General features: G+C 54.3%; 21 protein-coding genes. 16 read left to right on the top strand and 5 right to left on the bottom strand.

Annotation, left to right across the window (positions count from 1 at the left end; all coding sequences use genetic code 11):
- The first annotated feature begins 8 nt into the window (after positions 1–8).
- From hisJ to trxB, 4 genes are all read left to right on the top strand, one after another.
- Positions 9–833: a histidinol-phosphatase HisJ gene (gene hisJ, locus BCV73_RS28470; protein WP_089549407.1), complete on the top strand. Its 825-nt coding sequence runs from the start codon at positions 9–11 to the stop codon at positions 831–833.
- 165 nt (positions 834–998) lie between these two features.
- Positions 999–1,946 carry a ribose-phosphate diphosphokinase gene (locus tag BCV73_RS28465; protein ID WP_076173184.1) on the top strand — a complete coding sequence of 316 codons (948 nt, stop codon included), beginning with the start codon at positions 999–1,001 and terminating at the stop codon, positions 1,944–1,946.
- Between the two features lie 576 nt (positions 1,947–2,522).
- Positions 2,523–4,250, top strand: a complete 1,728-nt coding sequence (locus tag BCV73_RS28460; RefSeq protein WP_076173183.1) for a tetratricopeptide repeat protein — start codon at positions 2,523–2,525, stop codon at positions 4,248–4,250.
- A 40-nt stretch (positions 4,251–4,290) separates the two neighbouring features.
- Complete coding sequence (gene trxB / locus BCV73_RS28455) at positions 4,291–5,238, top strand: thioredoxin-disulfide reductase (protein ID WP_076173182.1); 948 nt, start codon at positions 4,291–4,293, stop codon at positions 5,236–5,238.
- Between the two features lie 163 nt (positions 5,239–5,401).
- Here trxB and BCV73_RS28450 read toward each other — a convergent pair whose 3' ends face one another.
- Positions 5,402–5,986 carry a LysE family transporter gene (locus tag BCV73_RS28450; RefSeq protein ID WP_076173181.1) on the bottom strand — a complete coding sequence of 195 codons (585 nt, stop codon included), beginning with the start codon at positions 5,984–5,986 and terminating at the stop codon, positions 5,402–5,404.
- Between the two features lie 119 nt (positions 5,987–6,105).
- Between BCV73_RS28450 and BCV73_RS28445 the strand changes: the two genes are divergently transcribed.
- Complete coding sequence (locus BCV73_RS28445) at positions 6,106–6,660, top strand: helix-turn-helix domain-containing protein (protein WP_076173180.1); 555 nt, start codon at positions 6,106–6,108, stop codon at positions 6,658–6,660.
- A gap of 139 nt (positions 6,661–6,799) precedes the next feature.
- Here BCV73_RS28445 and BCV73_RS28440 read toward each other — a convergent pair whose 3' ends face one another.
- Genes BCV73_RS28440 through BCV73_RS28425 form a run of 4 tightly spaced genes read right to left on the bottom strand, consistent with a single transcriptional unit; the run spans position 6,800 to position 10,225 of the window.
- Positions 6,800–7,402, bottom strand: coding sequence for a response regulator transcription factor (locus tag BCV73_RS28440; protein WP_076173179.1), 603 nt, complete (start codon positions 7,400–7,402; stop codon positions 6,800–6,802).
- Positions 7,399–8,535 carry a sensor histidine kinase gene (locus BCV73_RS28435; protein WP_179232092.1) on the bottom strand — a complete coding sequence of 379 codons (1,137 nt, stop codon included), beginning with the start codon at positions 8,533–8,535 and terminating at the stop codon, positions 7,399–7,401. The genes BCV73_RS28440 and BCV73_RS28435 overlap by 4 nt, the downstream gene beginning before the upstream one ends.
- On the bottom strand, positions 8,535–9,272 hold the full coding sequence (locus tag BCV73_RS28430; protein ID WP_089549406.1) for an ABC transporter permease: 738 nt from the start codon (positions 9,270–9,272) through the stop codon (positions 8,535–8,537). The genes BCV73_RS28435 and BCV73_RS28430 overlap by 1 nt, the downstream gene beginning before the upstream one ends.
- Entirely contained in the window at positions 9,272–10,225 is a 954-nt protein-coding gene (locus BCV73_RS28425) for an ABC transporter ATP-binding protein (protein WP_089549405.1), read from the bottom strand. The genes BCV73_RS28430 and BCV73_RS28425 overlap by 1 nt, the downstream gene beginning before the upstream one ends.
- A gap of 288 nt (positions 10,226–10,513) precedes the next feature.
- On the opposite strand from BCV73_RS28425, the gene BCV73_RS28420 reads away from it, so the two are divergent.
- The 11 genes from BCV73_RS28420 (at position 10,514) to BCV73_RS28370 (ending at position 21,548) form a co-directional block, all read left to right on the top strand.
- Positions 10,514–11,464, top strand: a complete 951-nt coding sequence (locus BCV73_RS28420; RefSeq protein WP_076173175.1) for an ROK family glucokinase — start codon at positions 10,514–10,516, stop codon at positions 11,462–11,464.
- 96 nt (positions 11,465–11,560) lie between these two features.
- Entirely contained in the window at positions 11,561–12,460 is a 900-nt protein-coding gene (gene rapZ, locus BCV73_RS28415) for an RNase adapter RapZ (protein WP_076173174.1), read from the top strand.
- A 14-nt stretch (positions 12,461–12,474) separates the two neighbouring features.
- Positions 12,475–13,461 carry a gluconeogenesis factor YvcK family protein gene (locus BCV73_RS28410; protein ID WP_076173173.1) on the top strand — a complete coding sequence of 329 codons (987 nt, stop codon included), beginning with the start codon at positions 12,475–12,477 and terminating at the stop codon, positions 13,459–13,461.
- Between the two features lie 5 nt (positions 13,462–13,466).
- Positions 13,467–14,396: a DNA-binding protein WhiA gene (gene whiA / locus BCV73_RS28405; RefSeq protein ID WP_076173172.1), complete on the top strand. Its 930-nt coding sequence runs from the start codon at positions 13,467–13,469 to the stop codon at positions 14,394–14,396.
- A 100-nt stretch (positions 14,397–14,496) separates the two neighbouring features.
- A complete protein-coding gene (locus BCV73_RS28400) occupies positions 14,497–14,766 on the top strand; it encodes an HPr family phosphocarrier protein (protein ID WP_076173171.1) in 270 nt (89 codons plus the stop codon).
- Between the two features lie 242 nt (positions 14,767–15,008).
- Positions 15,009–16,547, top strand: coding sequence for a methyl-accepting chemotaxis protein (locus BCV73_RS28395; protein WP_179232091.1), 1,539 nt, complete (start codon positions 15,009–15,011; stop codon positions 16,545–16,547).
- A 186-nt stretch (positions 16,548–16,733) separates the two neighbouring features.
- Positions 16,734–17,489 (top strand): SIMPL domain-containing protein, encoded by a 756-nt coding sequence (locus BCV73_RS28390; RefSeq protein ID WP_089549403.1) that lies wholly within the window; start codon positions 16,734–16,736, stop codon positions 17,487–17,489.
- A gap of 283 nt (positions 17,490–17,772) precedes the next feature.
- Entirely contained in the window at positions 17,773–18,747 is a 975-nt protein-coding gene (locus BCV73_RS28385) for an ABC transporter ATP-binding protein (protein WP_275541930.1), read from the top strand.
- The gene (locus tag BCV73_RS28380) at positions 18,744–19,595 is read left to right on the top strand and encodes an ABC transporter permease (protein ID WP_089549401.1); all 852 of its coding nucleotides are present in this window, start codon (positions 18,744–18,746) and stop codon (positions 19,593–19,595) included. Before BCV73_RS28385 ends, BCV73_RS28380 begins: the two co-directional genes overlap by 4 nt.
- Positions 19,592–20,398, top strand: coding sequence for an ABC transporter permease (locus BCV73_RS28375; protein WP_089549400.1), 807 nt, complete (start codon positions 19,592–19,594; stop codon positions 20,396–20,398). The genes BCV73_RS28380 and BCV73_RS28375 overlap by 4 nt, the downstream gene beginning before the upstream one ends.
- A gap of 112 nt (positions 20,399–20,510) precedes the next feature.
- Positions 20,511–21,548 (top strand): polyamine ABC transporter substrate-binding protein, encoded by a 1,038-nt coding sequence (locus tag BCV73_RS28370; protein ID WP_373319031.1) that lies wholly within the window; start codon positions 20,511–20,513, stop codon positions 21,546–21,548.
- Positions 21,549–21,562 lie beyond the last annotated feature (14 nt).

The following is a 21,562-nucleotide window of genomic DNA, read 5'->3' as shown; positions in this document are numbered from 1 at the left end:
AAACCGCTATGTACATCGATTACCATACCCACCATGTCCGGTGCGGCCACGCCGTAGGCGAGCTTGAGGAATATGTGCGCCGCGCGGTTGACATCGGGCTGGGACAGATCGGTTTGTCCGACCATATGCCGCTGCTTCATGTGGACCCGGCTTCGTATTACCCGGAGATGGCGATGCCGATGGAGGAGCTTCCGCGATATGTGGAGGAGTGCCTGTCGTTGAAGGAGCGCTACCGCGGCCAAATCGACATTCGGGTCGGCCTGGAGGGCGACTATATCGAGGGCTATGAGGCGGAAATTGAGAAGATCGTAAACGCATACCCTTGGGATTACATTATTGGCTCGGTACACTTTTTGGGCGAATGGGACATTACGGACCACCGTCAGGTGCAAGGCTGGGAAGGCAAGGACGTCCTGAAGGTATACGAAACGTATTATGATGCGGTGAAAAAGGCGGCTGCCACCGGCTTTTACGACATTATGGGCCATCTGGACGTGATCAAGCGGTTCGGGTACCAGCCAGGCCCCGAGGCTGCGAGCGAAGTAGAAGCGCTGGAAAACGCCGCCCTTGCCGCTGTCGCGGCCAGCGGGGTAGCAATGGAGCTGAATGCGTCGGGATTGTCCAAGCCCTGCGCGGAAATGTTCCCATCCCGGCGCATGCTGGAGGAGGCATACCGGTTGGGCATTCCGCTCACGGTGGGCTCAGACGCTCATGATCCGCTCAAGCTGGGCGAGAATTTGGAAGCCGCCCGGAACATGCTCTGGGAGGTTGGTTTCCGCGAACTCGTTGTTTTCGAAGGGCGGAAGCGGAGCCGGATTCCGCTGGAGGTATAAGCAGGCTTGTAAGTGCACGGTCTGCTGCGGGCTCAGGGCCGTTTGAAGTGGCGCCGATGACACGGAAGGAAACATTTTTTCCACCGGACTCATCGGCGCGATTTCATTCCGGGAGCGAACCGATGTATAATCTAAGTATAGAAGACGGGTTATCAGGAGGGTCGTATGCAACATAAGCTGCGTATTTTTTCCGGATCATCGAATCCTGTTCTAACTGAAAAAATTTGCGATATGCTGGGTGCGGAGCTGGGCAGCGTTAAGCTTTCCCGTTTCAAAAGCGGGGAAATCTATGTGAACTATGAGGAAAGCATCCGCAACTGCGACGTCTTCCTCGTTCAGTCCCTGTCTCACCCCATTAATGAACTGTTCGTCGAGCTGCTGGTCATGATTGACGCGGCCAAGCGGGCTTCGGCCCGTACGGTGAACATTATCGTTCCTTATTACGGGTATGCCCGCCAGGAACGCAAGTCCGCACCGCGTGAACCGATTACGGCCAAAATGGTGGCGGACGTGCTGACGACGGCCGGGGCGAACCGGGTCATTACTGTTGATTTGCATGCACCTGCTATTCAGGGCTTTTTTAATATTCCCGTCGACCATCTCACGGCGCTGGACCTCATCAGCGCTCATTTGAAATCGCTTCAAATCGACCGGCCGGTCATCGTGTCGCCGGACGCCGGAAGGGCGTCCACCGCGGAGAAGCTGGCGAATCACCTCGATTCTCCGTTTGCGATCATGATTAAGAAGAGACCTGCGCATAACGAGTCCGTCATTACGCATGTCATCGGCGATGTGAAGGGACGGACGCCGATCATCATCGAGGACTTGATCGATACGGGATCGACGATCGTCAATGTGGTCGAGGGCCTGAAGGAGCGCGGGGCGTCCGAGGCGATTGTATGCGCCACGCACGGCCTGTTCTCGGGCGACGCGCTGCAGCGGCTCGATCATCCCCATATCCGGGAGATCGTGGTGACGGATTCGATCGCCATCCCGGAAGCGCGGCCAGAGAAGCTGCACATCTTGACGATTGCGCCGATGCTGGCGCGGGCTACACGGATTATTATCGAGGGCGGGTCGATCGCCACTTTATTCAAGGACGCCGGGGTATAGCTGCCCCGGGGTCTTTTTGCGCTTGCGCGGGAGATGGACGCGGTCTGTCTTCAATGAATTTACGTCAACGTACACTTTTCTTTAGATATAAGAATGGATTAGCTACGAAGAAACGGGCCTCCTTATATCGCAAGAAAAATTTCCGCTAAACGCGGTCTGGCTTCTTAGAAAGTGCACCGATGTACATTTTTTTTAGATATAAGAAAGTTTAATCATCAGAGATGCTGGCTTCCTTATATCGTAAAAAAAACTACCGCTAAACACGGTCTGGCTCCTAAGTAATTACGACGATGGGCGGTTTTTCTTTAGATATAAGAAAGTATAAGCTTCAAAGATGCTGGCCCCCTTATATCGCAAGAAAAACTACCGCTAAACGTGGTCTGGCTCCTGAGAATTACGTCGATGGGTGTTTTTAGTTATAGTAGATTATGGCTTAGATGCCCCTTGCATCTTATGGTATACTGTTCTGGATAGATTGAACTTAAAGTTCGGCGTATGTACTCTCTGATTCCAGAGGGGCGAAGCGGTGGCTTCAGTTCGTTCTATCCAGCAATCAAGGAGGTGCCTTGCTTAGGAATGAACGATTATCATCTGCGGGCGGAGGACCTACACCAAAAAGTAATACCCATTCAAATGGATGCCAATTTCTTTTTTGAACGAGCGGTTCGGTCTCTGGACCGGCACCGATACGATAAGGCATTAAAATATTTTCGCAAAGCTGTTGAATATGAACCGGAAAATCCGGTGAATCATTGCAATATGGCGGGTATATTATCAGAGATGGGCGATTATGAAGGATCAAACGCCGTTCTTGCGCACATTTTGGAGCATGTGGATGCGACCATGACAGAGTGTTACTTCTATATGGCCAACAATTACGCCAACATGGAGAACTTTGAGGAAGCGGAACGCGCACTGGTCACGTATTTGGAGGAGGACCCGGCCGGGCAATTTTTGGACGAAGCGGAAGAAATGATGGAGCTGCTTCAGTATGAGCTGAAGCGGCCGACCAAGCTGAGCCGGATCAAGAGCCGCGGGGGCATCGTGGAGCACGAGCGCGCGCGGTCCCTGATGGAAGAAGGCAAGTTTGCCCAGGCGGCCGAGCTGCTGGAAGGCATCGTGAAGGAAGACCCCGACTTTCTTGCGGCGCGCAACAACCTGTCCCTTGCTTATTATTACATGGGCTTGTTCCGCAAAGCCAAGGAGACCATCGGCGAAGTACTGTCCCTGGAGCCGGGAAATTTGCACGGACTGTGCAACCTGGCGGTTTTTTACCAGCATGAAGGGGATACTGAAGCTTTAGATGGCATGATGAAGATGCTGGAGGTTACGGTTCCCTTTCATCAGGAACATGTATTCAAGCTTGCGACGACGATGGGTATTCTGGGCCGGCATGAAGCGGCCTACGGTCATTTCCGCCGGCTGTTGAAGGATGACGAGCTCAACGATGATCCGAGCCTCTACCATTACACAGCGGTCGCCGCTTATAATAGCGGCAGAAGCAAGGAGGCGGCCCGTTACTGGAGCACGGCCATGAAGCTGGACCCGGAATCGGGAATTCCCCGGTTTTATCTGGACCAGCTGAAGGAGGGCTTTGGCGGAAGCGTCAAGCTCAGCTATCAATATCATCTGCCCTTTGAAGAGCAGCTGAAGCGGTGGGAGAAGGACGGGGAAGGCATGTCCGAGGAGATCAAGAACAACCCGCTGATCCGGTCTTCCTTCTCCTGGGCGCTCCGGTACGGAGATTCTGGTACCAAGCTGCAGGTCATCCGGGCCTTGGCCTGGATTGCCGATGACGAAGTCAAGGAGACGCTGATGACCTTCCTCGAAGACCCGGACGTGCTGAGCGAGCTCAAAGCTGAAGCGCGTCGGGTGCTTCGGGATCTCGGGGTTGAGAGCTCCGAACTTCCTGGTACGGCCGTCGGGGCAGCGGTATACCGTGAAGTGGCTGCGGGTCTGCCCAAGTGGAACGGGACGCTGCAGTCCGTCGTCGACAAGGCTCTGAAGAGCATGGAGACGGTGGCCGACCGCGCACAGAAAAACCATGTGCAGCAACTATGGCACCAGTTTATCAATAAGCTGTATCCCGAGACACCACTCATCAGGCAGGCGGAGGGCTGGTCGGCGGCTCTGGAATACTTGACGGCCAAGAAGCACGGACGCGCCCTGACTTACCAGGAGGTGGCCCAGCGCTATGGCGTTTCGGTCTCCACGGTAAGCCGCAACGTCAAGCGGATCGACAGCGTATGTTCACTGGATGAAGAAAGCGATGATATTTTCCGGCCATTTACGGAGAATATCTAAATAGACCCATTCATTTCCGTTCGAAAAGGAGGCAATTCTCATGTACAAATCCATCGTTATCGGAACAGGACCTGCCGGCCTGACGGCCGCAATTTATCTGGCACGTGCCAACATGAAGCCGCTGGTTATCGAAGGCATGCAGCCCGGCGGACAGCTGACCACCACGACTGAGGTAGAGAACTTTCCGGGGTTCCCTGAGGGCATTATGGGCCCTGAGCTCATGGACAACATGCGCAAGCAGGCGGAACGCTTCGGCGCTGAGTTTAAAACCGGCTGGGTCAACAAAGTCGATTTCTCCAAACGCCCGTTCAAGCTATCCGTGGAAGGCATGGGAGAGATTGAGGCGGAATCCGTAATTATTTCCACAGGCGCCTCGGCCAAATACCTGGGCATTCCGGGCGAGCAGGAAAACGTCGGACGCGGAGTCAGCACATGTGCGACCTGCGACGGATTTTTCTTCCGCGGCAAAAAGATCGTCGTGATCGGCGGCGGGGACTCCGCGATGGAGGAAGCCAGCTTCCTGACCCGTTTCGGTTCCAGCGTTACGCTGGTTCACCGGAGAGAAGAGCTGAGAGCGTCCAAAATTATGCAGGACCGCGCCCGCGAGAACGAAAAGATCATCTGGTCGCTTAACCGTACGCCGCTTGAAATTGTGGCCGGTGAGCATGGCGTGAAGGGACTGAAGGTCCGCAACAATGAAACGAACGAAGAAGAGCTGATCGAAGCAGACGGCGTCTTCGTGGCGATCGGCCATACGCCGAACACTAAGTTCCTCGACGGTCAGATTACGACCGACGAAATTGGCTACATTCAGGTGAAGCCGGGAACGACCGAAACGAACATTCCAGGCGTATTCGCCTGCGGCGATGTGCAGGACGTGCGTTACCGCCAAGCGATTTCCGCTGCCGGTACCGGATGCATGGCCGCCATGGACTGCGAGAAGTTCCTGGAAGGCAGCATGGTGCATGACTGGAGCGAAACGCTGTAAAGCGGATCCATACGAACATAGAAAAGGAGCCGGGGACGGCTCCTTTTTACATAAGAATGGGGGAACGGGCCGCTACCTGATCCTGCCGAGGAGAGGTTTCCTCCTGTATGCGTGCTAATTTCTGTGGATGCTATGCAGGCAGGCGTTGCGCCGGGCTCCACATTTACTCGACCAGGATGGAAACGGCGCTGTATGCGAGAAGCAGGCCCATCGCGACGTTAAACGGGGTCTGGTATGCTGACAGCCATCGCTGAAATATGGAGCCGAACATGCTCCAACAGAAGGTGCTTATCACGCTCAAGAGTGCCAGAAACAAAGAGAAGCCGATCAAGGCCAGATGGGAAGAATGGTACGGGAGAATAAAGGTGGATACGGCCGTTATGGCGTACAAAATGCCTTTGGGATTGATAAACTGAAGCAGCGCCGCCGTCAGAAAGCGGTTGTTTTTGTCCTCCCGGCTGCTCGCGGCCTTTTTGCGGTGGAACATGATTTTAACGGCGAGATACAGCATGTAGGCCGCTCCAAGAATCGTCATCCACCACCGGATGCCGGGAATGAGATTTTTGAGCAGCAGATTGCAGTAACTGCACAGCAGTGCAACGACAAAAAAGCCGGCGCCAACGCCCAGACAAAATCGGATCGTTCGTCGAAAACCGTACCGGTGAGCAAACAGCATCGCCATAAAGTTGTTGGGGCCTGGGGTAAAGGTGCTTACTACAATATAGACAAGAAACGAAAATACAGGCATCTTGGGTCTCCTCCATTTGTATGTTATAATGTCCGAAAATTACGCTATAACGTATTTATACTTCATATTGTACATTGTGATCGTTATATTGTACATAATCGATTGAAAGAGGTGTGCCCATGGAAGAAATCAATCTGATTATCGCGCGGAATTTGAAGAGCATCCGTGACAATAAAAAGCTCAGTCTGGAAAAAGTAGCCGAGCTCACCGGGGTCAGCAAGACGATGATCGGCCAAATCGAGAGGGGCGAATCGAGCCCGACAATCACAACCATTTGGAAAATCGCCAACGGTCTCAAAATTTCGTTCACGTCGCTGATTAACCAGCCCCAGCCCGACACCAAAGTGATTCAGAAAAGCGAGGTCCAGCAGCTATCTGAAGACAACGGCAAATACCGGGTCTATCCTTATTTCCCGTTTGATGAAGAGCGGCGTTTCGAGATGTATGCGGTTGAGATCGATAAAGGGGGATTTCTCGCTTCGGAATCGCATGGTGAGGGAACGGAGGAGTACATTACGGTGTACGAGGGGGAACTGACCATCCGCGTGAACAACAGCGAGCATACTATCGGGAGTGGCGACTCGATCCGGTTCAAGGCCGACCGGCCGCATACGTACCATAATTCCGGCGGCTCGCTGACGAGATTAAGCATGGTCATCTATTATCCGGCTTGAAGCTGGAGGAAGGTGACGCGGGCGCAAATCACTCGGTTCCGAAAAGAAGAACTCAAGCTTACACCTACGGCAAAAAGACCGGCTGCATGAGCCGGTCCCCGTTCGTCCTTTTATAAATAATGAGGCCTTTCAGTCCTTCCTAGAGCCAACCCTTCTGTTCGGCGATCCCGATCGCTTCGATCCGGTTCTTGGCCGACAATTTGTTCAGCGTTTCGGAAATGTAGTTCCGAACGGTGCCGTGCGACAGGTGCAGGGTTGCCGCAATTTCGTTCGCTGTCCTGCCTTCCGCAATCAGCCGTAAAATGTCGCGCTCCCGCGCGGTGAGCGGGTTTTCCTGGCGGAACGAGCCAAAGACGAGCTCGGGTGAGACCTCGCGGTGGCCGGCCATGACCCGCCGGATGGCTTCGGCCAGCTTCTCGCTCGGCTCATCCTTCAGCAAATATCCGCAGGCGCCTGCTTTCACGGCCCGTTCAAAATATCCCGGCCGGGCAAACGTCGTTAATATGATGATTTTACAAGCCGCCATCTGCGCCTTGAGCCTCTCGGCGACCTCAAGCCCGGTAATAACGGGCATTTCAATGTCCAATAGGCAGACGTCCGGCTGTAATGACAGGATCTGGTCCAAGGCTTCCTGGCCGTCGCCGGCTTGGCCCACCACTTCCATATCCTCCTCCATATCGAGCAGCGAAGCGAGAGCGCCTCGCAGCAGACGCTGGTCTTCAGCGATCAGAATACGGATCATGCCGTAACACTCTCCTTCCCTTTAATAATAATCGGTACGGTAATGATGAGCTCGGTCCCGCCGGAAGAGGCCAGCTTCAGCGTTCCGTCGATCAGCGCCAGCCGCTCGGACATGCCTTTCAGCCCATTGCCCTGGCTTGTAGACCGCCCGCTGTCCTCCAGACCGACGCCGTTGTCCCGAATGACCATCCGGACGTCGGAAGTTCCCTTCCGAATAGTAATGGCGCATGCCGTGGCCCGGCTGTGCTTGATGATATTGGTCACTGCTTCCTTCAGGCACATGCTGAGGATGTTTTGCGTCAGATCGGGAATTCCGGTCAGTCGCGTATCCCCCTCGGATTCCAAGGTGATGTCAGCGCTGTGCAAAATCGAGCGCACTTCTTCGATCTCTTCCGCCACCGTCAAGGTCCTCATATCGGAAACCAGCTCACGCACCTGTCTTAAAGCCGCCCGGGAGGTCTCTTCCATTTCACGAGCTTCCAGCCGTGCCTTCTCCGGATCCTTGTCCGTCAGCCGCTGGACCAGCTGGCTTTTTAAGGTGAGCAGGGACAGCGTATGTCCCAGCGTATCATGAAGGTCACGGGCAATACGCAGCCGCTCCTCCTTTTTGACCAAAATTTCAATCTGCTCCCGGGCTTCGTTCAGCTGCAGCTCCAACTGCTTTCGCAGATTCATGGAACGCATGCCGAAGGGGGTCATCAACATAATCATAATAAAGGGAACGAGCGTTAAGTAGTCCGATACGGTCAGATGGCGAATGTTCCCCAGGATCGGGAGCAGGATGGACGCCACGAAGGCGGCGAAGGCGATCCTGAATTTCCGGTCATCCTGATAATTGCCGATAAAGTTGGCGGTAAAAAAGCCCATAAACGAATAAAAAGGGAGGTAGAGCAAAGACAACGTCACAATAATAATCATCTGAACGGCAAGCCAGAAGGCTGTTAACCTTTCGGAGAAAAAGAGCTGACGATACGACACGATAAAGATCGCAATCATGGCGTAGCCAAGCACCATTTTGATGCCGCGCTCATAGGCCATATTAAACAGCGGAATGACCATATACACGAGCCATACATAGGGGGAAAACCCGAGTGCTTTTGGGAAAATTTCTGTTTTTCGACGTGCCAATGGCATTACACCGCTTCCTGTTTCTTTCGTATATAGGTGGATAATACCATAAACAAGATGAGATATCCCAGCAAAATCAATACCGGCTGCCAGCTGGGGGAATGACCCGCGGCTATATCCCAGGCTCCGCTTCCGAAGTTATAGGAAGGAAGCCACTTGCCGATGCTCTGCAGGATGGCCGGGAAGCTGTCGATCGGAAACCACATGCCGCCCACGATCGCCAGAATCATATACACCATGTTGCTGACACCGCTGGCAGTGTCGACCCTTTTCATCGTCCCGACCAGGGTGCCCAGGGCCAGGAAGGGGATGGGGGGGAGCCATATCCACAGGCCGCTGCCGACCCACTGGCCGGCTGACAAATGGACGCCGTTCATAAGAAAGCCTGCAGCAAAAATAACAACAATGGAGAACATATGCATAACCATCTGGCCAAACATTTTTCCAAAGAAATAAATGCTGGAGGGCAGCGGGGTAATCCGCATAAAGACCGACCACCCGTGCGTGCGCTCCTGGACCATGCGGATGCCCAGCGTCATGATCGCTGAACCCATCACGCTGAAGGAAGTCATCGACATCAGGTAACGTGCCTGCCATTCGGAGGCGCCTTCAATGCCGGCATTCACGAGGCGGGTAAAAATGAAGTAGAACACGATCGGCATCAGCAAAGACCAAAAGACGTAGTACGGATTGCGGATAATCCGCAGCATTTCGGCCCGGCACTGCATGAATAACATGTGCATTAGGAAACAGCCCCCTGTGTGTCGTCATTATGAATCATGATTTCAAAAGCGTCATCAAGCCGGCCCTGCTGGGTCCGGATATCGTGGACCGGAAGTTGGTATCGGAAAATCGCGGCCAGCACCGTATCGGTATTGTCCGCCGTGACGGTCCAGCGTCCTTCCTGGCAGGTGCAGTTATGGACACCGGGAACCGGGAGCAGGCGCTCGCGGATGTGCTGTTCGGTATCGGCACTCATCAGAGCGTGGCCTTCGAGCGACCTTGTATCGGTCGTGAAGGTCACGGAGCGGCTCGTCAGCTGGGCCGTGATCGCCTGCGGCGTGCCGTCGGCGGCAATTTTGCCGCGATTGAACAGGATCACGCGGTCCGCGGCGTCCTCGGCCTCCTGCAGGTAGTGCGTGGAGAAGAGGATGGTCTTGCCCCGGTCCGAGAGCGCTCGGACCTGTTCCCAAAAGGAGCGGCGCGCGGGTGTATCCAGGCCGACGGTCGGCTCGTCGAAGAACAGCAGATCGGGATTGCCCGCCAGCGCGAGCGCGAACCCGAGCCTCCGTTTCTGGCCGCCGGACAGCTTCTCCGCCCGTTTGCCCAGGTCCTCCTCGGTGAACCCGGCCAGGGCAGCCAGCTCCTCCAGCCTCATCGGCCGGGGGTAATAGCTGCGGATCAGGGCCAGCACCTCGCGCACCTTCAGGCCGTCGATCACGCTGACATCCTGGAGCATCGCCCCGATGCGCTGCTTGACCTGCAGCTGCTTCGGGGTTTGCCCAAACAGCCGGACAGAGCCGCTCGTCGGCTCGAGAAGCCCCAGCATCATCGAGATCGTCGTCGTTTTCCCGGCGCCGTTGGGCCCCAGGACGGCCACGATGGATCCTTTATCAATCGTGAATGAAACGTCATCGACCGCGGCCTTGCTTCCAAAACGTTTCGTGACATGCTGCAGTTCGGCAATATGTTCCATTTTGTCATTTCCTCCTATTGATCAGGTGAATCCGTATTTGATTGATCTATCGTTATCATAGACGAGGGGGCATCCCTTCGTTAGTGGACTCTGTCATGGAATGGAGGTGACAATTGTCATGTTTTTTGGCAGGGTTTTCATATAGGGGGTAGGTCCGTCAAGCCTTCTGACAGAAGCGCTGGACCCACTTTCGGGTAAGGCCCGCTTCTCTTGACCGGAGAGAGGGCTTCAATTATAGTTGGTACAGTAGGAGCAAACTATTATTGAGGGAAAAAGGTGGCTTGTAACATGTCTGAGCAAATCTACGTCGGTGTCGACTTGGGCGGAACGACCATTAAAGTGGGCATCTGCAATCAAGCGGGACAGCTGATTCAAACGTATGAAGGTCCCACGGAAACAGATAAAGGCGTCGATACGGTTATCAACAATATTGAGAAATATGTGCGCCATATCGTGGAGCAGTCCCCTTACAGCTGGGATCAGCTGGCGGGCGTTGGGGCCGGGGTTGCCGGATTTACGAACGTCCGTGAAGGGATCATCATCCTCGCGCCGAACGTAGGTTTCCGGGATGTACCGATTCGTTCCATTCTGGAGCAGAAGATTGGCAAGCCGATCAAAATAGATAATGACGCGAACGTGGCGGCCCTGGGCGAGGCTTGGAGCGGCGCCGGACGCGGCATCGACAACTGCGTATGCTATACGCTCGGAACCGGCGTTGGCGGCGGCATCATCATTAACGGCCGAATCTATCAAGGCTTCTCCGGACTTGCCGGTGAGCTGGGACATATCTCTGTCGTGCCGGATCTGGAAGCCATTCAATGCGGATGCGGCAAAATGGGCTGCCTGGAGACCGTCTCTTCCGCAACGGGCATTATCCGTATGGCCAAAGACGCCGTTGAGCGCGGGGACCGCACTTCCCTGTCGATGGTTGAGAACATCGCGGCGAAGGAAGTCTTTGATGCAGCCAAAGCAGGCGACGAAGTGGCGCTGCGGATCGTGAACCGCGCCGCCTTCTACCTGGGCAAGTCCATGGCTGCGGTTGCGGCGATTCTGAATCCGGAAGTATTCATTATCGGCGGCGGCGTATCGAAGGCTGGAGACATCCTGTTTAACGAAGTCCGGGAAGTTTATGCGAAGCTGACGCCGGAACCGCTGCAGCGCGGGGTATCGATCCTTCCTGCCGAGCTCGGCAACGATGCGGGTATCGTCGGTGCGGCCGGTTTGCTGCTCCGTTCGTAAGGAGATCCTGCGAGGTCACCCATGGGTTAAAATGAGGGGTGACCTGGGTATACCAAGTATTAACGGGCCCATATTCCATAAGGGAGGGGAAAGCTGATGCTGGAGGAGAATAATACTGCGTCGGCCATGGCCACCCTGATTATTATTACAGGCATGTCGGGGGCGGGTAAATCCTTGGCCGTACGAAGCTTGGAGGATTTGGGATTTTTCTGTGTGGATAATTTACCGCCGGTGCTCATTCCCAAATTTGCGGAACTGATTGAACAATCGAAGGGGAAAATCGCCAAGGTGGCGCTGGTCATTGACCTGCGCGGCCGGGAGTTCTTTACGGCCTTATCCGAATCATTGAATTATATTAAGGACCATTTCACGATTCATTGCGAAATTCTGTTCCTGGAGGCGACCGATTCGGTCCTCGTGCAGCGTTACAAGGAGACCCGCCGGCGGCATCCGCTTGCGCCGGAGGGAATGCCGCTGGACGGCATCCGGCTGGAGCGCAAAATGCTGGAGGAGCTCAAGAGCTCGGCCACAGTGGTGCTCGACACGAGCAATATGAAGCCGGGACAATTGAAGGACAAAATTATCTCGAGATTTTCCCACTTGGAAAGCAACACCCTTTCGGTCAACGTAACCTCATTCGGATTTAAGTACGGTATTCCGATCGATGCCGATCTGATCTTTGACGTCCGCTTTCTTCCGAATCCCCACTATGTGGATAGCCTGCGTCCACACACCGGTCAGGACAGCGATGTGTATGACTATGTCATGAAGTGGCCTGAAACCCAGGCTTTTCTGACGAAGCTGCTGGATATGCTGCATTTCTTGATTCCCCAATACCGTAAGGAAGGCAAGAGCCAGGTGATCATCGGCATCGGCTGTACCGGCGGAAAGCACCGCTCGGTGGCGATCGCCGAGTACCTGGGCAAAATGCTGGGAGCCAGCGAGACCGAGACGGTCTCCGTCAGCCATCGGGATTCCGAACGTGATCGGCATTAAAGAGAGTGGAAGTGATGACAGTGGCAGAACAAAGAAGTGACCGTCCGCGGATCGTCGTGATGGGCGGGGGCACCGGACTGTCGGTCATGCTCCGGGGACTGAAGGAAATGCCGCTAGACATCACGGCTGTCGTCACCGTAGCAGACGATGGAGGGAGTTCGGGCATCCTTCGCAGCGAGCTGCAGATGCCCCCTCCCGGGGACATTCGGAACGTCCTGACGGCACTGGCCGACGTGGAGCCGCTGCTGTCGGAAATGCTGAGATACCGGTTCTCCAGCGGCTCAGGCCTGGCCGGGCACAGCCTGGGGAACCTGATTTTGGCAGCGATGACCGACATCAGCGGCGATTTTGTAACGGCTGTGCGCGAGCTCAGCCGCGTTTTTGCCGTGCGGGGGCGGGTGCTTCCGGCGGCAGGCGAAGCCGTGATCCTGAACGCGGAGATGGAGGACGGCACCATTGTGACCGGTGAGTCGAAAATTCCGGAAGCCGGCGGCCGGATCAAGCGGGTGTTTCTGGAGCCGGCCCATGTCGAACCGCTTCCGGAAGCAACCGAGGCCATCCGGGAGGCGGATGCCATCCTGATCGGCCCGGGAAGCCTATATACGAGCATTCTGCCGAATCTGCTCGTTCCGAAGCTGGCCGAAGCGGTCATGTCGTCGGACGCGATCAAGATTTTTGTGTGCAACGTCATGACACAGCCCGGGGAGACGGACGGCTACACCGTAAGTGACCATCTTCAGGCGGTATATGACCATGTTGGCAAGCATTTGTTCGATTATGTCATCGTGAACAGCGGTGAAATTCCGCCTCAGGTGCAGGACAAATATGCCGAGAAGGGCGCGAAGCCGGTGGAGCTCGATTACGACGAGGTCACCAGTCTTGGCTATAAGGTTATCGCCGATACGCTGGTCCTGTTCCGGACCTATCTACGCCATGACGCCGACAAGCTGAGCCGGCATATTTACCAGCTGGTTCAAAATTGGATTAAACGAAAGAGGTGAGTCCCGTGTCGTTTGCGGCGCTGACTAAAAAAGAACTGACCATGATCGAAGCAGAACCCTGCTGCGAAAAGGCTGAATTGTCGGCACTGATCCGGATGAACGGGGCCGTCCAGCTTTCCAATAAAAAGGTGATTCTGGATATATCGACAGAGAACGCAGCCATCGCAAGACGCATTTACACATTGATCAAAAAGCATTTCCAAGCGCATACCGAGCTTCTTGTGCGTAAAAAAATGCGTTTGAAGAAAAATAATGTGTACATCGTACGTATTCCTGCACAGGTTCAGGAAATACTGAAGGAGTTGAAGATTGTCTCCGAGGGCTTCCTGTTCACCTCGGATATCCATCCGGATCTGGTCCGCAAACCATGCTGCAAAGGGGCGTATTTGCGTGGTGCCTTTATGGCAGGGGGCTCCGTGAACAATCCGGAAGGGTCGTCATACCATCTTGAAATTGCCTCGATGTACGAGGAGCACTGCCAGGCCCTTGTAGACCTCGCCAATGAATTTCATCTGAACGCCCGTTGTATAGAGCGCAAGAAGGGGTTCATACTGTATATTAAGGAAGGCGAGAAAATCATTGAATTTTTAAGCCTGATTGGGGCCCATCAGGCCTTGTTCAAATTCGAGGACGTGCGGATCATGCGGGATATGCGGAATTCGGTTAACCGGATCGTGAACTGTGAAACCGCGAATTTGAACAAGACAATCGGGGCCGCCGTCCGGCAAATCGATAACATCAAACTGCTCCAGAAGGAAGTGGGCCTTGATAATCTGCCGGACAAACTTCGGGAAGTGGCCGAAGTGAGATTGGCCCATCCCGATATGAACCTGAAGGAAGTCGGTGAACTGCTGAAGGGCACCGTCAGCAAATCCGGCGTGAACCACCGGCTGCGCAAGATTGACGAAATGGCCGAGAAGATTCGTGGCGGCTGAGCCTTTTTTCTTCTAGTTTCCTTCATGGTATAATGGTATAATGTTATAAAATGTGTTGTGTGTGAGCTATACAGATTGATCTAATAGGGGGTAAGTTTCCATGACAAAGCACCCGGTAGTTGTCCGTTTGAAAACGGGTCTCCATGCCAGACCGGCAGCATTGTTCGTCCAAGAAGCGAATAAGTACTCGTCTGAAATTTTCGTGGAAAAAGATGATAAAAAGGTGAATGCCAAGAGTATCATGGGAATTATGAGCCTTGCCATTAGCTCGGGTACGGAAGTAAACATCAGTGCTGAAGGTGCGGACGCAGAACAGGCTGTAACCGCTTTAGTCAACTTGGTGGGCAAAGAAGAGCTTGAAAACCAATAATAAACAATTATAGAATGGGCCCTGCGGCTGCGAATAATGCGGAGCTGAGGCCATTTTCTGCACAAAGCAGTCCGTTTCTCCTTGGGGAGGGCGGGCTGTTTTTTGCTGTCAGGCGGGGTCTGGGACGATTTGGCTCTTATAAAAATAAATCTGCCGTCCGATATCATAGCTATAGCCGTTCATGTAAGCGGCGGCAGCGGGGAAGCCCGGATGCATTTATTTTGATAAAGAGGGGTCAACGTATGGGGAAATGGAACAGTACCACAACCAACACAGATGAGGCTGAAGGATCGGGGAAACGACGGAGGCTGACGATCGCGGAGCGGGACGCAATGGGCAGAAACCGGATTCTGCTGATCGCGATTCTGATCTCCACGCTGATGGCTGTGTCCACGGTCAAGCTGGGAAGTCTCGATAATCTGACGAGTCTCAACAACTTAAGCTTCTTGATTGATTTGGTAGTTCTGCTGGTAATGGTGTACAGCCAAGTCCGGCGTAAGCTGATTCATCAGGCGGCCGTTATTGCCATTACGGGGGTGGCCCTGACGATCCTCATTCAGGCGTTGGATTCCACCAGCCCGAGCAGCTTGTTTTCCATATACTATTTGCTCGTGTTGGCGCTGATCACCTTGCGTATTATATTAACCTCGATCACGATGCTGTACGGCTTGGGGTTGATGCTCTACCTGTGCCTGCAAAAGGCTGATGAGGTTCAGCTCGGAACCGGTTCGAAGGACGGACCATTAACGGTCATCATTATGTATGCGCTTGTATGTGTCATGGTGTTCCTGCTGCTGCGGGTGACCCGGTCCTTGATGAACAATATGAAAGCGGCAAGCGATCAGACCGAGCGGCTGCTGGCCGAGCAGAAGGAACAAAAGGAACACGTGCTGGGCAGCGTGGCTGCGGTGACCGGCAGCATCGACGATCTGACGCAGGCGGTCGAGGATAACACCGCCTCGTTCCAGCAGATGAACGTCGCCTTTCAAGAGATATCGGGCGGGGCATCATCCCAGGTGGATTCCACCTATGCCATTAACGAGTCCATTAAGCAGATGAACGAGATGATCAAGCAGATGTCCAACTCGACGGAAACGCTGCTGAGCCAGACAGGTACGGCGAACCGGCTGTCGGAATCCGGCAAGGACAAAGTGGAGCAGCTGAACGAAGCGATTATCGAATTCAAGGAAGAAATCGGCGCCATGTCGCAGGATATCCAGAGCTTGACCGGAAAGGTTCATGAAACGACGCAGTTCAGCCAGACCATTCAGGAGATTGCGAACCAGACCAACCTGCTGTCGCTGAACGCCAGCATTGAGGCGGCACGGGCAGGCGAGCATGGACAAGGTTTTGCCGTGGTCGCCAGGGAAATCCGCAAGCTGGCGGAGAATGCCTCGGACTCGGCGGAGAAAATTTCGCTCCAGCTTCACAGCTTCTCCGAGCTGATGAGCGACACCCTGATGCGGATGGATCAGGTTGCGGAGCGGATGCAGAAGAGCAGCGAGATGACGCATGAGACGTATGAAGCCTTTGAATCCATTAAAGAGTCGGTGGCCGGACTGCTGCAAATTTCCGACGGGTACCGCGGATTGCTTCACGAAGTGGAGACGTTCTCGGGTTCCATTGACGAGTCCACTTCGCATCTCGCGTCGGTGAACGAGCAAACGTCGGCGACGCTCCAGGAATTGTCGGCCACATTGCAGTCCCTCCTCGGCAACAATGAGCAGAGCCTGGCCGGCATTAAGGAAGCGCAGAGCCACTTGAAATCGATCGTCAGCTGACCGTTTCATAGGCAAAAGATTATTTTTCTAACATGTGCAACATTTAACAGTCCCCTACGTCTAGTAGACAAATACAGTTGGAAGGTGAGGGCGGCTGCGCAGGCGGTTTGACCTACAGGCTGCGTCCGTGCTTGCGCTTTCGGCTATATGGATACACTGGAAGTATATAAAGGGAGGCTGAAGGTAATGAAAACATGGCTGAAACCGGTAGGTTCCGTGTTGATCGCAGGAGCGCTCTTGGCTGGAGGCGCGGGCGTCACCGGACTGGGTGGCTCGACCACCGTCTATGCGGACCAGGATGTACAGCGCAATGTCATCAATGTTGTGGGCAAAGGTGAGATTTCGGTCAAGCCGGATATCGCATACTTGTCGATCGGTGTGGACTCGCAAGCGGCAACGGCACAAAGCGCGCAAAAGGCAACGGCAGACAAAATCCAAAAGATCACCGCGCTGCTGAAGACGACGTGGAAAATCGAAGACAAAGATATCAAGAGCACCACGTTCTATGTGCAGCCGAACTACACCTACAACGAGAAGGACGGACAAAAAGTGACGGGCTATACGGCCCACCATACGCTGCAGGTATCGTACCGCGACCTGTCCAAGGTTGGACAGCTGCTTGACGCCGCTTCCGGTGCGGGTGCCAACAACATTGAAAGCGTACAGTTCTCTGTTGAGAACCGTGACCAATATGAGGCACAAGTGATTGAGAAGGCAATGGCTAACGCTGATCTGAAAGCGGGCGCCATTGCCAAGGCCGCCAAGCGTCAGCTGGGAGTGGTTCTGGTCGTGAGCCAGGGCGATGCGCAGAACCCGATCATTTATGCCGAATCTTCCATGACCAAAATGGATGCGGCAAGCAGCGCCGGCAACGCCACCTCGGTGGAGCCTGGCGAAGTGAAAGTATCGACGCAGCTGAGCGTGCAGTACGAAATGAAATAAGCACGGGCTGATTTGGTCCGAGCCAAGCCGCCGTTTCGGGGACAGACGTCCCTTGAAGCGGCGGCTTTTTGCGCAGATGTGGGTCCCGATCCCCCCTTTTCCAGCGGGAAAACACAGAAAGGTATTGTACCAAGGGTCAAAAAACGTTATAGTGAATATGCGAAAATTTGTACATGCAGCAACAGTTTAAACAACTTCCGTTGATCGTAACGGGGAAAAATAATTTACCGAAAAAGCCATACCCATGGATATGGCTTTTTTCTTAGTAATGGATAAGGGGTTGATGCATATGATTGAACTTGTCCAGATTGAGAAGCAATTTGAAGGACAAGTTGTCGTGCATCCGCTGTCACTGAACATTGAAGAAGGGGAATTCCTGACTCTGCTCGGGCCTAGCGGCTGCGGTAAGACGACCATACTACGCATGATTGCCGGATTCGAACAGCCGACTCACGGCGAGATTATCCTGGAAGGGCAGAACGTCACGAAGCTTCCGCCTAACCAGCGGGATCTGAACCTGGTGTTCCAGCACTACGCGCTGTTCCCGCATATGACCGTCGGAGACAATATCGCCTTCGGTTTGAAAATGAAAAAGCTGCCCCAGGCAGAGCAAAAAGCACGGGTTGCTGAAGCCGTCCAGATGACGCAGCTAACCGCGCTTACTTCGCGTTATCCGCATCAGCTGTCCGGCGGACAGCAGCAGCGGGTGGCCATCGCGAGGGCAATCGCGAACAAGCCCAAAGTGCTCCTGCTCGACGAGCCGCTGGGCGCGCTCGACCTGCAGCTGCGCAAGAGCCTGCAATCTGAGCTGAAGCATCTGCAGCGCTCGCTGGGCATTACGTTTGTCTATGTCACGCACGACCAGGAGGAAGCAATGATGCTGTCCGACCGGATCGTGATCATGAACAGCGGCAAAGTCGAGCAGATCGGCACGCCGAAGGACATCTATGCCGCGCCGAAGACGCTTTTCGCCGCGACTTTCGTCGGGGAGAACAATATTTTCAGTTCCGGTTCGGAGCTTTTTGCCGTACGGCCGGAGAAGCTGCGTCCAAAACGGGAAACCGAAGGGGTCCGCAAGACCGGAGTCATTCAGGATGTGCTGTATCTTGGCAACGTTCATAAGCTAACCGTCCAGCTCGATGGCGAACCGATGATGGTGACGATCGCTCTGGACTTCGAAGATGAGATCGTTTGGAAGGTTGGGCAGCGGATCGGGGTGGACTGGAGTCAGCGGGATGAGGTGGTCATCGGGGCATGAGACGATCCAAGCTGCTGATTACGCCGGTTCTGCTGTGGCTGGCGCTGTTTCTGCTCGTCCCGATGGTGATCGTCGTGGTCATGTCATTGATGAGCCGCGACACACTGGGCAATGTTGTCTTTCATTTCTCGCTGAACGGGTATAAAACCTTTTTCGACTCTTTGTATCTCGGCATCTATTGGGATACGTTAGTGCTGTCGGTGGTGACGACCGTCGTATGCTTGTTGGTCAGCTACCCGCTCGCTTATTTTATCGCCAATGCCTCTCCCAGGGTGCAGACCTGGGGACTGGTGCTGATCACGATTCCGTTCTGGATCAACTTCCTGATCCGGACGTACGCCTGGGTGCTGCTGCTGCGCACGCAGGGCGTGGTGAATACGCTGCTGATCCATTTTGGATGGATTCAGGAGCCGTTGCAAATGCTGTATACCAAAGGCGCGGTGCTGCTGGGCATGGTTTACAACTTCATTCCGTTCATGGTGCTGCCGATTTACGTCGCGCTGGAACAGATGGACAAGCGGCTGCTGGATGCGGCCAGCGACCTGGGGGCTACCCGCTGGAAAGCGTTCCGGTACATCACGCTGCCGCAGAGCAAGTCCGGGATCATGACCGGCTGCGTCTTGGTCTATGTCTCCACGACGGGGATGTTCGTCGTCACGGATATTCTCGGCGGTGCCAAGTCGACGATGATCAGCAACATCATCCAGCAGCAGTATCTGGGGGCGCGCAACTGGCCGTTCGGCTCGGCGCTGTCCGTGCTTTTCGTCATCACGTCCCTCATTCTGATCCTGCTGTTTAACCGGGCGATGCAGTCCCGGGCGGACCGAGCGAAGGAGGGGAGAGCATGAAGAAAAAAAGTCATCCCCTGCTGGGGATTCACTCCGTGCTGATGATGATCTTTATTTATGTGCCGATCCTGCTCATTATTATTTATTCATTTAATAACACGAGGCTCAGCGGGGACTGGGAAGGATTTACGTTCGACTGGTACGCCTCGCTGATGACCGATGACCATGTGCTTGAAGCGCTCATGAACAGCTTAACCGTCGGGATCGTATCCACGATCGTAGCGACGCTGCTTGGAACCGTGGGAGCCTTGTCCCTACGGGGGCTTGGCCGGCGATGGAAGGGCAGCATGAACGGACTCATGTACCTGCCCGTTATTATTCCCGACATCATCATGGGGCTGTCGCTGCTGGTGCTGTTCAACCAGATGCATGTTCCGCTGGGTAAAGCGACAGTTATCATCGCCCATATCACGTTCAGCATGTCGTACGTCTATGTCGTCGTGACGGCCCGCCTTGCGGGAATGGGCAAGCAGCTGGAGGAGGCGGCCGCCGACCTTGGCGCCACCCCTTGGCAGACGTTCCGCCATGTAACGTGGCCGCAAATTTTCCCGGGCGTCATCTCGGGGGCGCTGATCGCGTTTACGATGTCGCTGGACGACTTTATGGTCAGCTTCTTCGTAGCCGGGCCAAGCTCAACTACGCTGCCGATTTATATTTACGGCCAGGTGAAGCGGGGAATCTCGCCGGAAATTAACGCACTCTGTACGCTGCTGATCGTGGTGAGCGTGGTGCTGATTTTGCTGGCGCAGTTTTTCCTCAACCGCGGCAAGGGCCAGAAGAAGCATAAAATGCTGCCGATTTAACGCAGCTGCAAGATATTGAACTATTTGATGGAACTATTGATTGAACTACAGGATATGGACTACACGCTATAAGGAGAAAGAGAGGAGATATGTTACTGTGAAAAGAAAGGGTATCGCCGGTCTCGTACTGGCTGGGGCACTCGCCCTCGTGTCGGTTGCATCCCTGGGAGGATGCTCATCTTCCAAGGAGACGCTTCATATTTACAGCTGGGCTGATAATTTTGACGAGCAGGTGCTCAAGGACTTCGAGAGTAAATTCAACGTCAAGGTTACGTATGACAACTATGCGAACAACGAGGATTTGCTGGCCAAAATCAAGGCGGGCGGCGGCGGATACGATCTGATCCAGCCTTCGGACTACATGGTCCGGACGATGATCGAGAACAATCTGCTGGAACCGCTGGACAAGAACAACATTCCGAACTTCGAGAACATTCAGGAATCGCTGAAGAACCCTGATTTTGACCCGGGCAATAAATACTCGATCGTATACACTTCCGGCGTAACGGGTATCGCGTATAACAAAAAGTACGTAAAGGACACCATCGACAGCTGGGAGGATCTGTGGGACCCGAAATACAAGGGCAAGGTCCTTCTGCTGGACGACAACCGCGAAGTGATTGGCATGGCCTTGAAGAAGCAGGGGCACTCGAACAGCTCCCAGGATGAAGGCGAGATCAAGTCGGCCGTGGACGACCTGAAGAAGCTGCTGCCGAGCGTTCTTGCTTTCGACACGGATACCATCAAGCAGAAAATGATTCAGGAGGAAGGCTGGATCGGAACGGTATGGTCCGGCGACGCGGCTTTTATCGCGAAGGACAATCCGGATGTGGAATATGTCGTGCCAAAAGAGGGCGGGACGATCTTCTCGGATAACTATGCGATCCCGAAAGGGGCCGAGCATAAAGAGCTTGCCGAGAAGTTTATCAACTACATGCTCGATCCGCAGGTCAGCGCAAAGAACTATGAATCGATCGGATACAGCGATCCGAACGCCAAAGCGATGGAGTTCCACAGCGAGGAATACCGGAACAACCATATGATCAACCTCTCCGAAGAAGAGCTGGGCCGGACGGAATGGCTCGGCGACGTAAAGGATACCCTGCAGCTCTATGACCGTTACTGGACGGAGCTGAAGAGCGGACGGTAGTAAGCAGAGGCCTT

The organism is Paenibacillus sp. SSG-1 (assembly GCF_002224835.1).
GTDB lineage: Bacteria > Bacillota > Bacilli > Paenibacillales > Paenibacillaceae > Paenibacillus_AQ > Paenibacillus_AQ favisporus.
The sequence above is the reverse complement of the archived record's forward strand: the minus strand, read 5'-3'. Positions and strand labels throughout refer to the sequence as shown.

Bases quoted from the DNA above. Each gene is read 5' to 3' on its own strand.
- hisJ (WP_089549407.1), top strand. From the start codon at position 9: ATGTACATCGATTACCATACCCACCATGTCCGGTGCGGCCACGCCGTA.
- BCV73_RS28465 (WP_076173184.1), top strand. From the start codon at position 999: ATGCAACATAAGCTGCGTATTTTTTCCGGATCATCGAATCCTGTTCTA.
- BCV73_RS28460 (WP_076173183.1), top strand. From the start codon at position 2,523: ATGAACGATTATCATCTGCGGGCGGAGGACCTACACCAAAAAGTAATA.
- trxB (WP_076173182.1), top strand. From the start codon at position 4,291: ATGTACAAATCCATCGTTATCGGAACAGGACCTGCCGGCCTGACGGCC.
- BCV73_RS28450 (WP_076173181.1), bottom strand. From the start codon at position 5,986: ATGCCTGTATTTTCGTTTCTTGTCTATATTGTAGTAAGCACCTTTACC.
- BCV73_RS28445 (WP_076173180.1), top strand. From the start codon at position 6,106: ATGGAAGAAATCAATCTGATTATCGCGCGGAATTTGAAGAGCATCCGT.
- BCV73_RS28440 (WP_076173179.1), bottom strand. From the start codon at position 7,402: ATGATCCGTATTCTGATCGCTGAAGACCAGCGTCTGCTGCGAGGCGCT.
- BCV73_RS28435 (WP_179232092.1), bottom strand. From the start codon at position 8,535: ATGCCATTGGCACGTCGAAAAACAGAAATTTTCCCAAAAGCACTCGGG.
- BCV73_RS28430 (WP_089549406.1), bottom strand. From the start codon at position 9,272: ATGCACATGTTATTCATGCAGTGCCGGGCCGAAATGCTGCGGATTATC.
- BCV73_RS28425 (WP_089549405.1), bottom strand. From the start codon at position 10,225: ATGGAACATATTGCCGAACTGCAGCATGTCACGAAACGTTTTGGAAGC.
- BCV73_RS28420 (WP_076173175.1), top strand. From the start codon at position 10,514: ATGTCTGAGCAAATCTACGTCGGTGTCGACTTGGGCGGAACGACCATT.
- rapZ (WP_076173174.1), top strand. From the start codon at position 11,561: ATGCTGGAGGAGAATAATACTGCGTCGGCCATGGCCACCCTGATTATT.
- BCV73_RS28410 (WP_076173173.1), top strand. From the start codon at position 12,475: ATGACAGTGGCAGAACAAAGAAGTGACCGTCCGCGGATCGTCGTGATG.
- BCV73_RS28400 (WP_076173171.1), top strand. From the start codon at position 14,497: ATGACAAAGCACCCGGTAGTTGTCCGTTTGAAAACGGGTCTCCATGCC.
- BCV73_RS28395 (WP_179232091.1), top strand. From the start codon at position 15,009: ATGGGGAAATGGAACAGTACCACAACCAACACAGATGAGGCTGAAGGA.
- BCV73_RS28390 (WP_089549403.1), top strand. From the start codon at position 16,734: ATGAAAACATGGCTGAAACCGGTAGGTTCCGTGTTGATCGCAGGAGCG.
- BCV73_RS28385 (WP_275541930.1), top strand. From the start codon at position 17,773: ATGCATATGATTGAACTTGTCCAGATTGAGAAGCAATTTGAAGGACAA.
- BCV73_RS28380 (WP_089549401.1), top strand. From the start codon at position 18,744: ATGAGACGATCCAAGCTGCTGATTACGCCGGTTCTGCTGTGGCTGGCG.
- BCV73_RS28375 (WP_089549400.1), top strand. From the start codon at position 19,592: ATGAAGAAAAAAAGTCATCCCCTGCTGGGGATTCACTCCGTGCTGATG.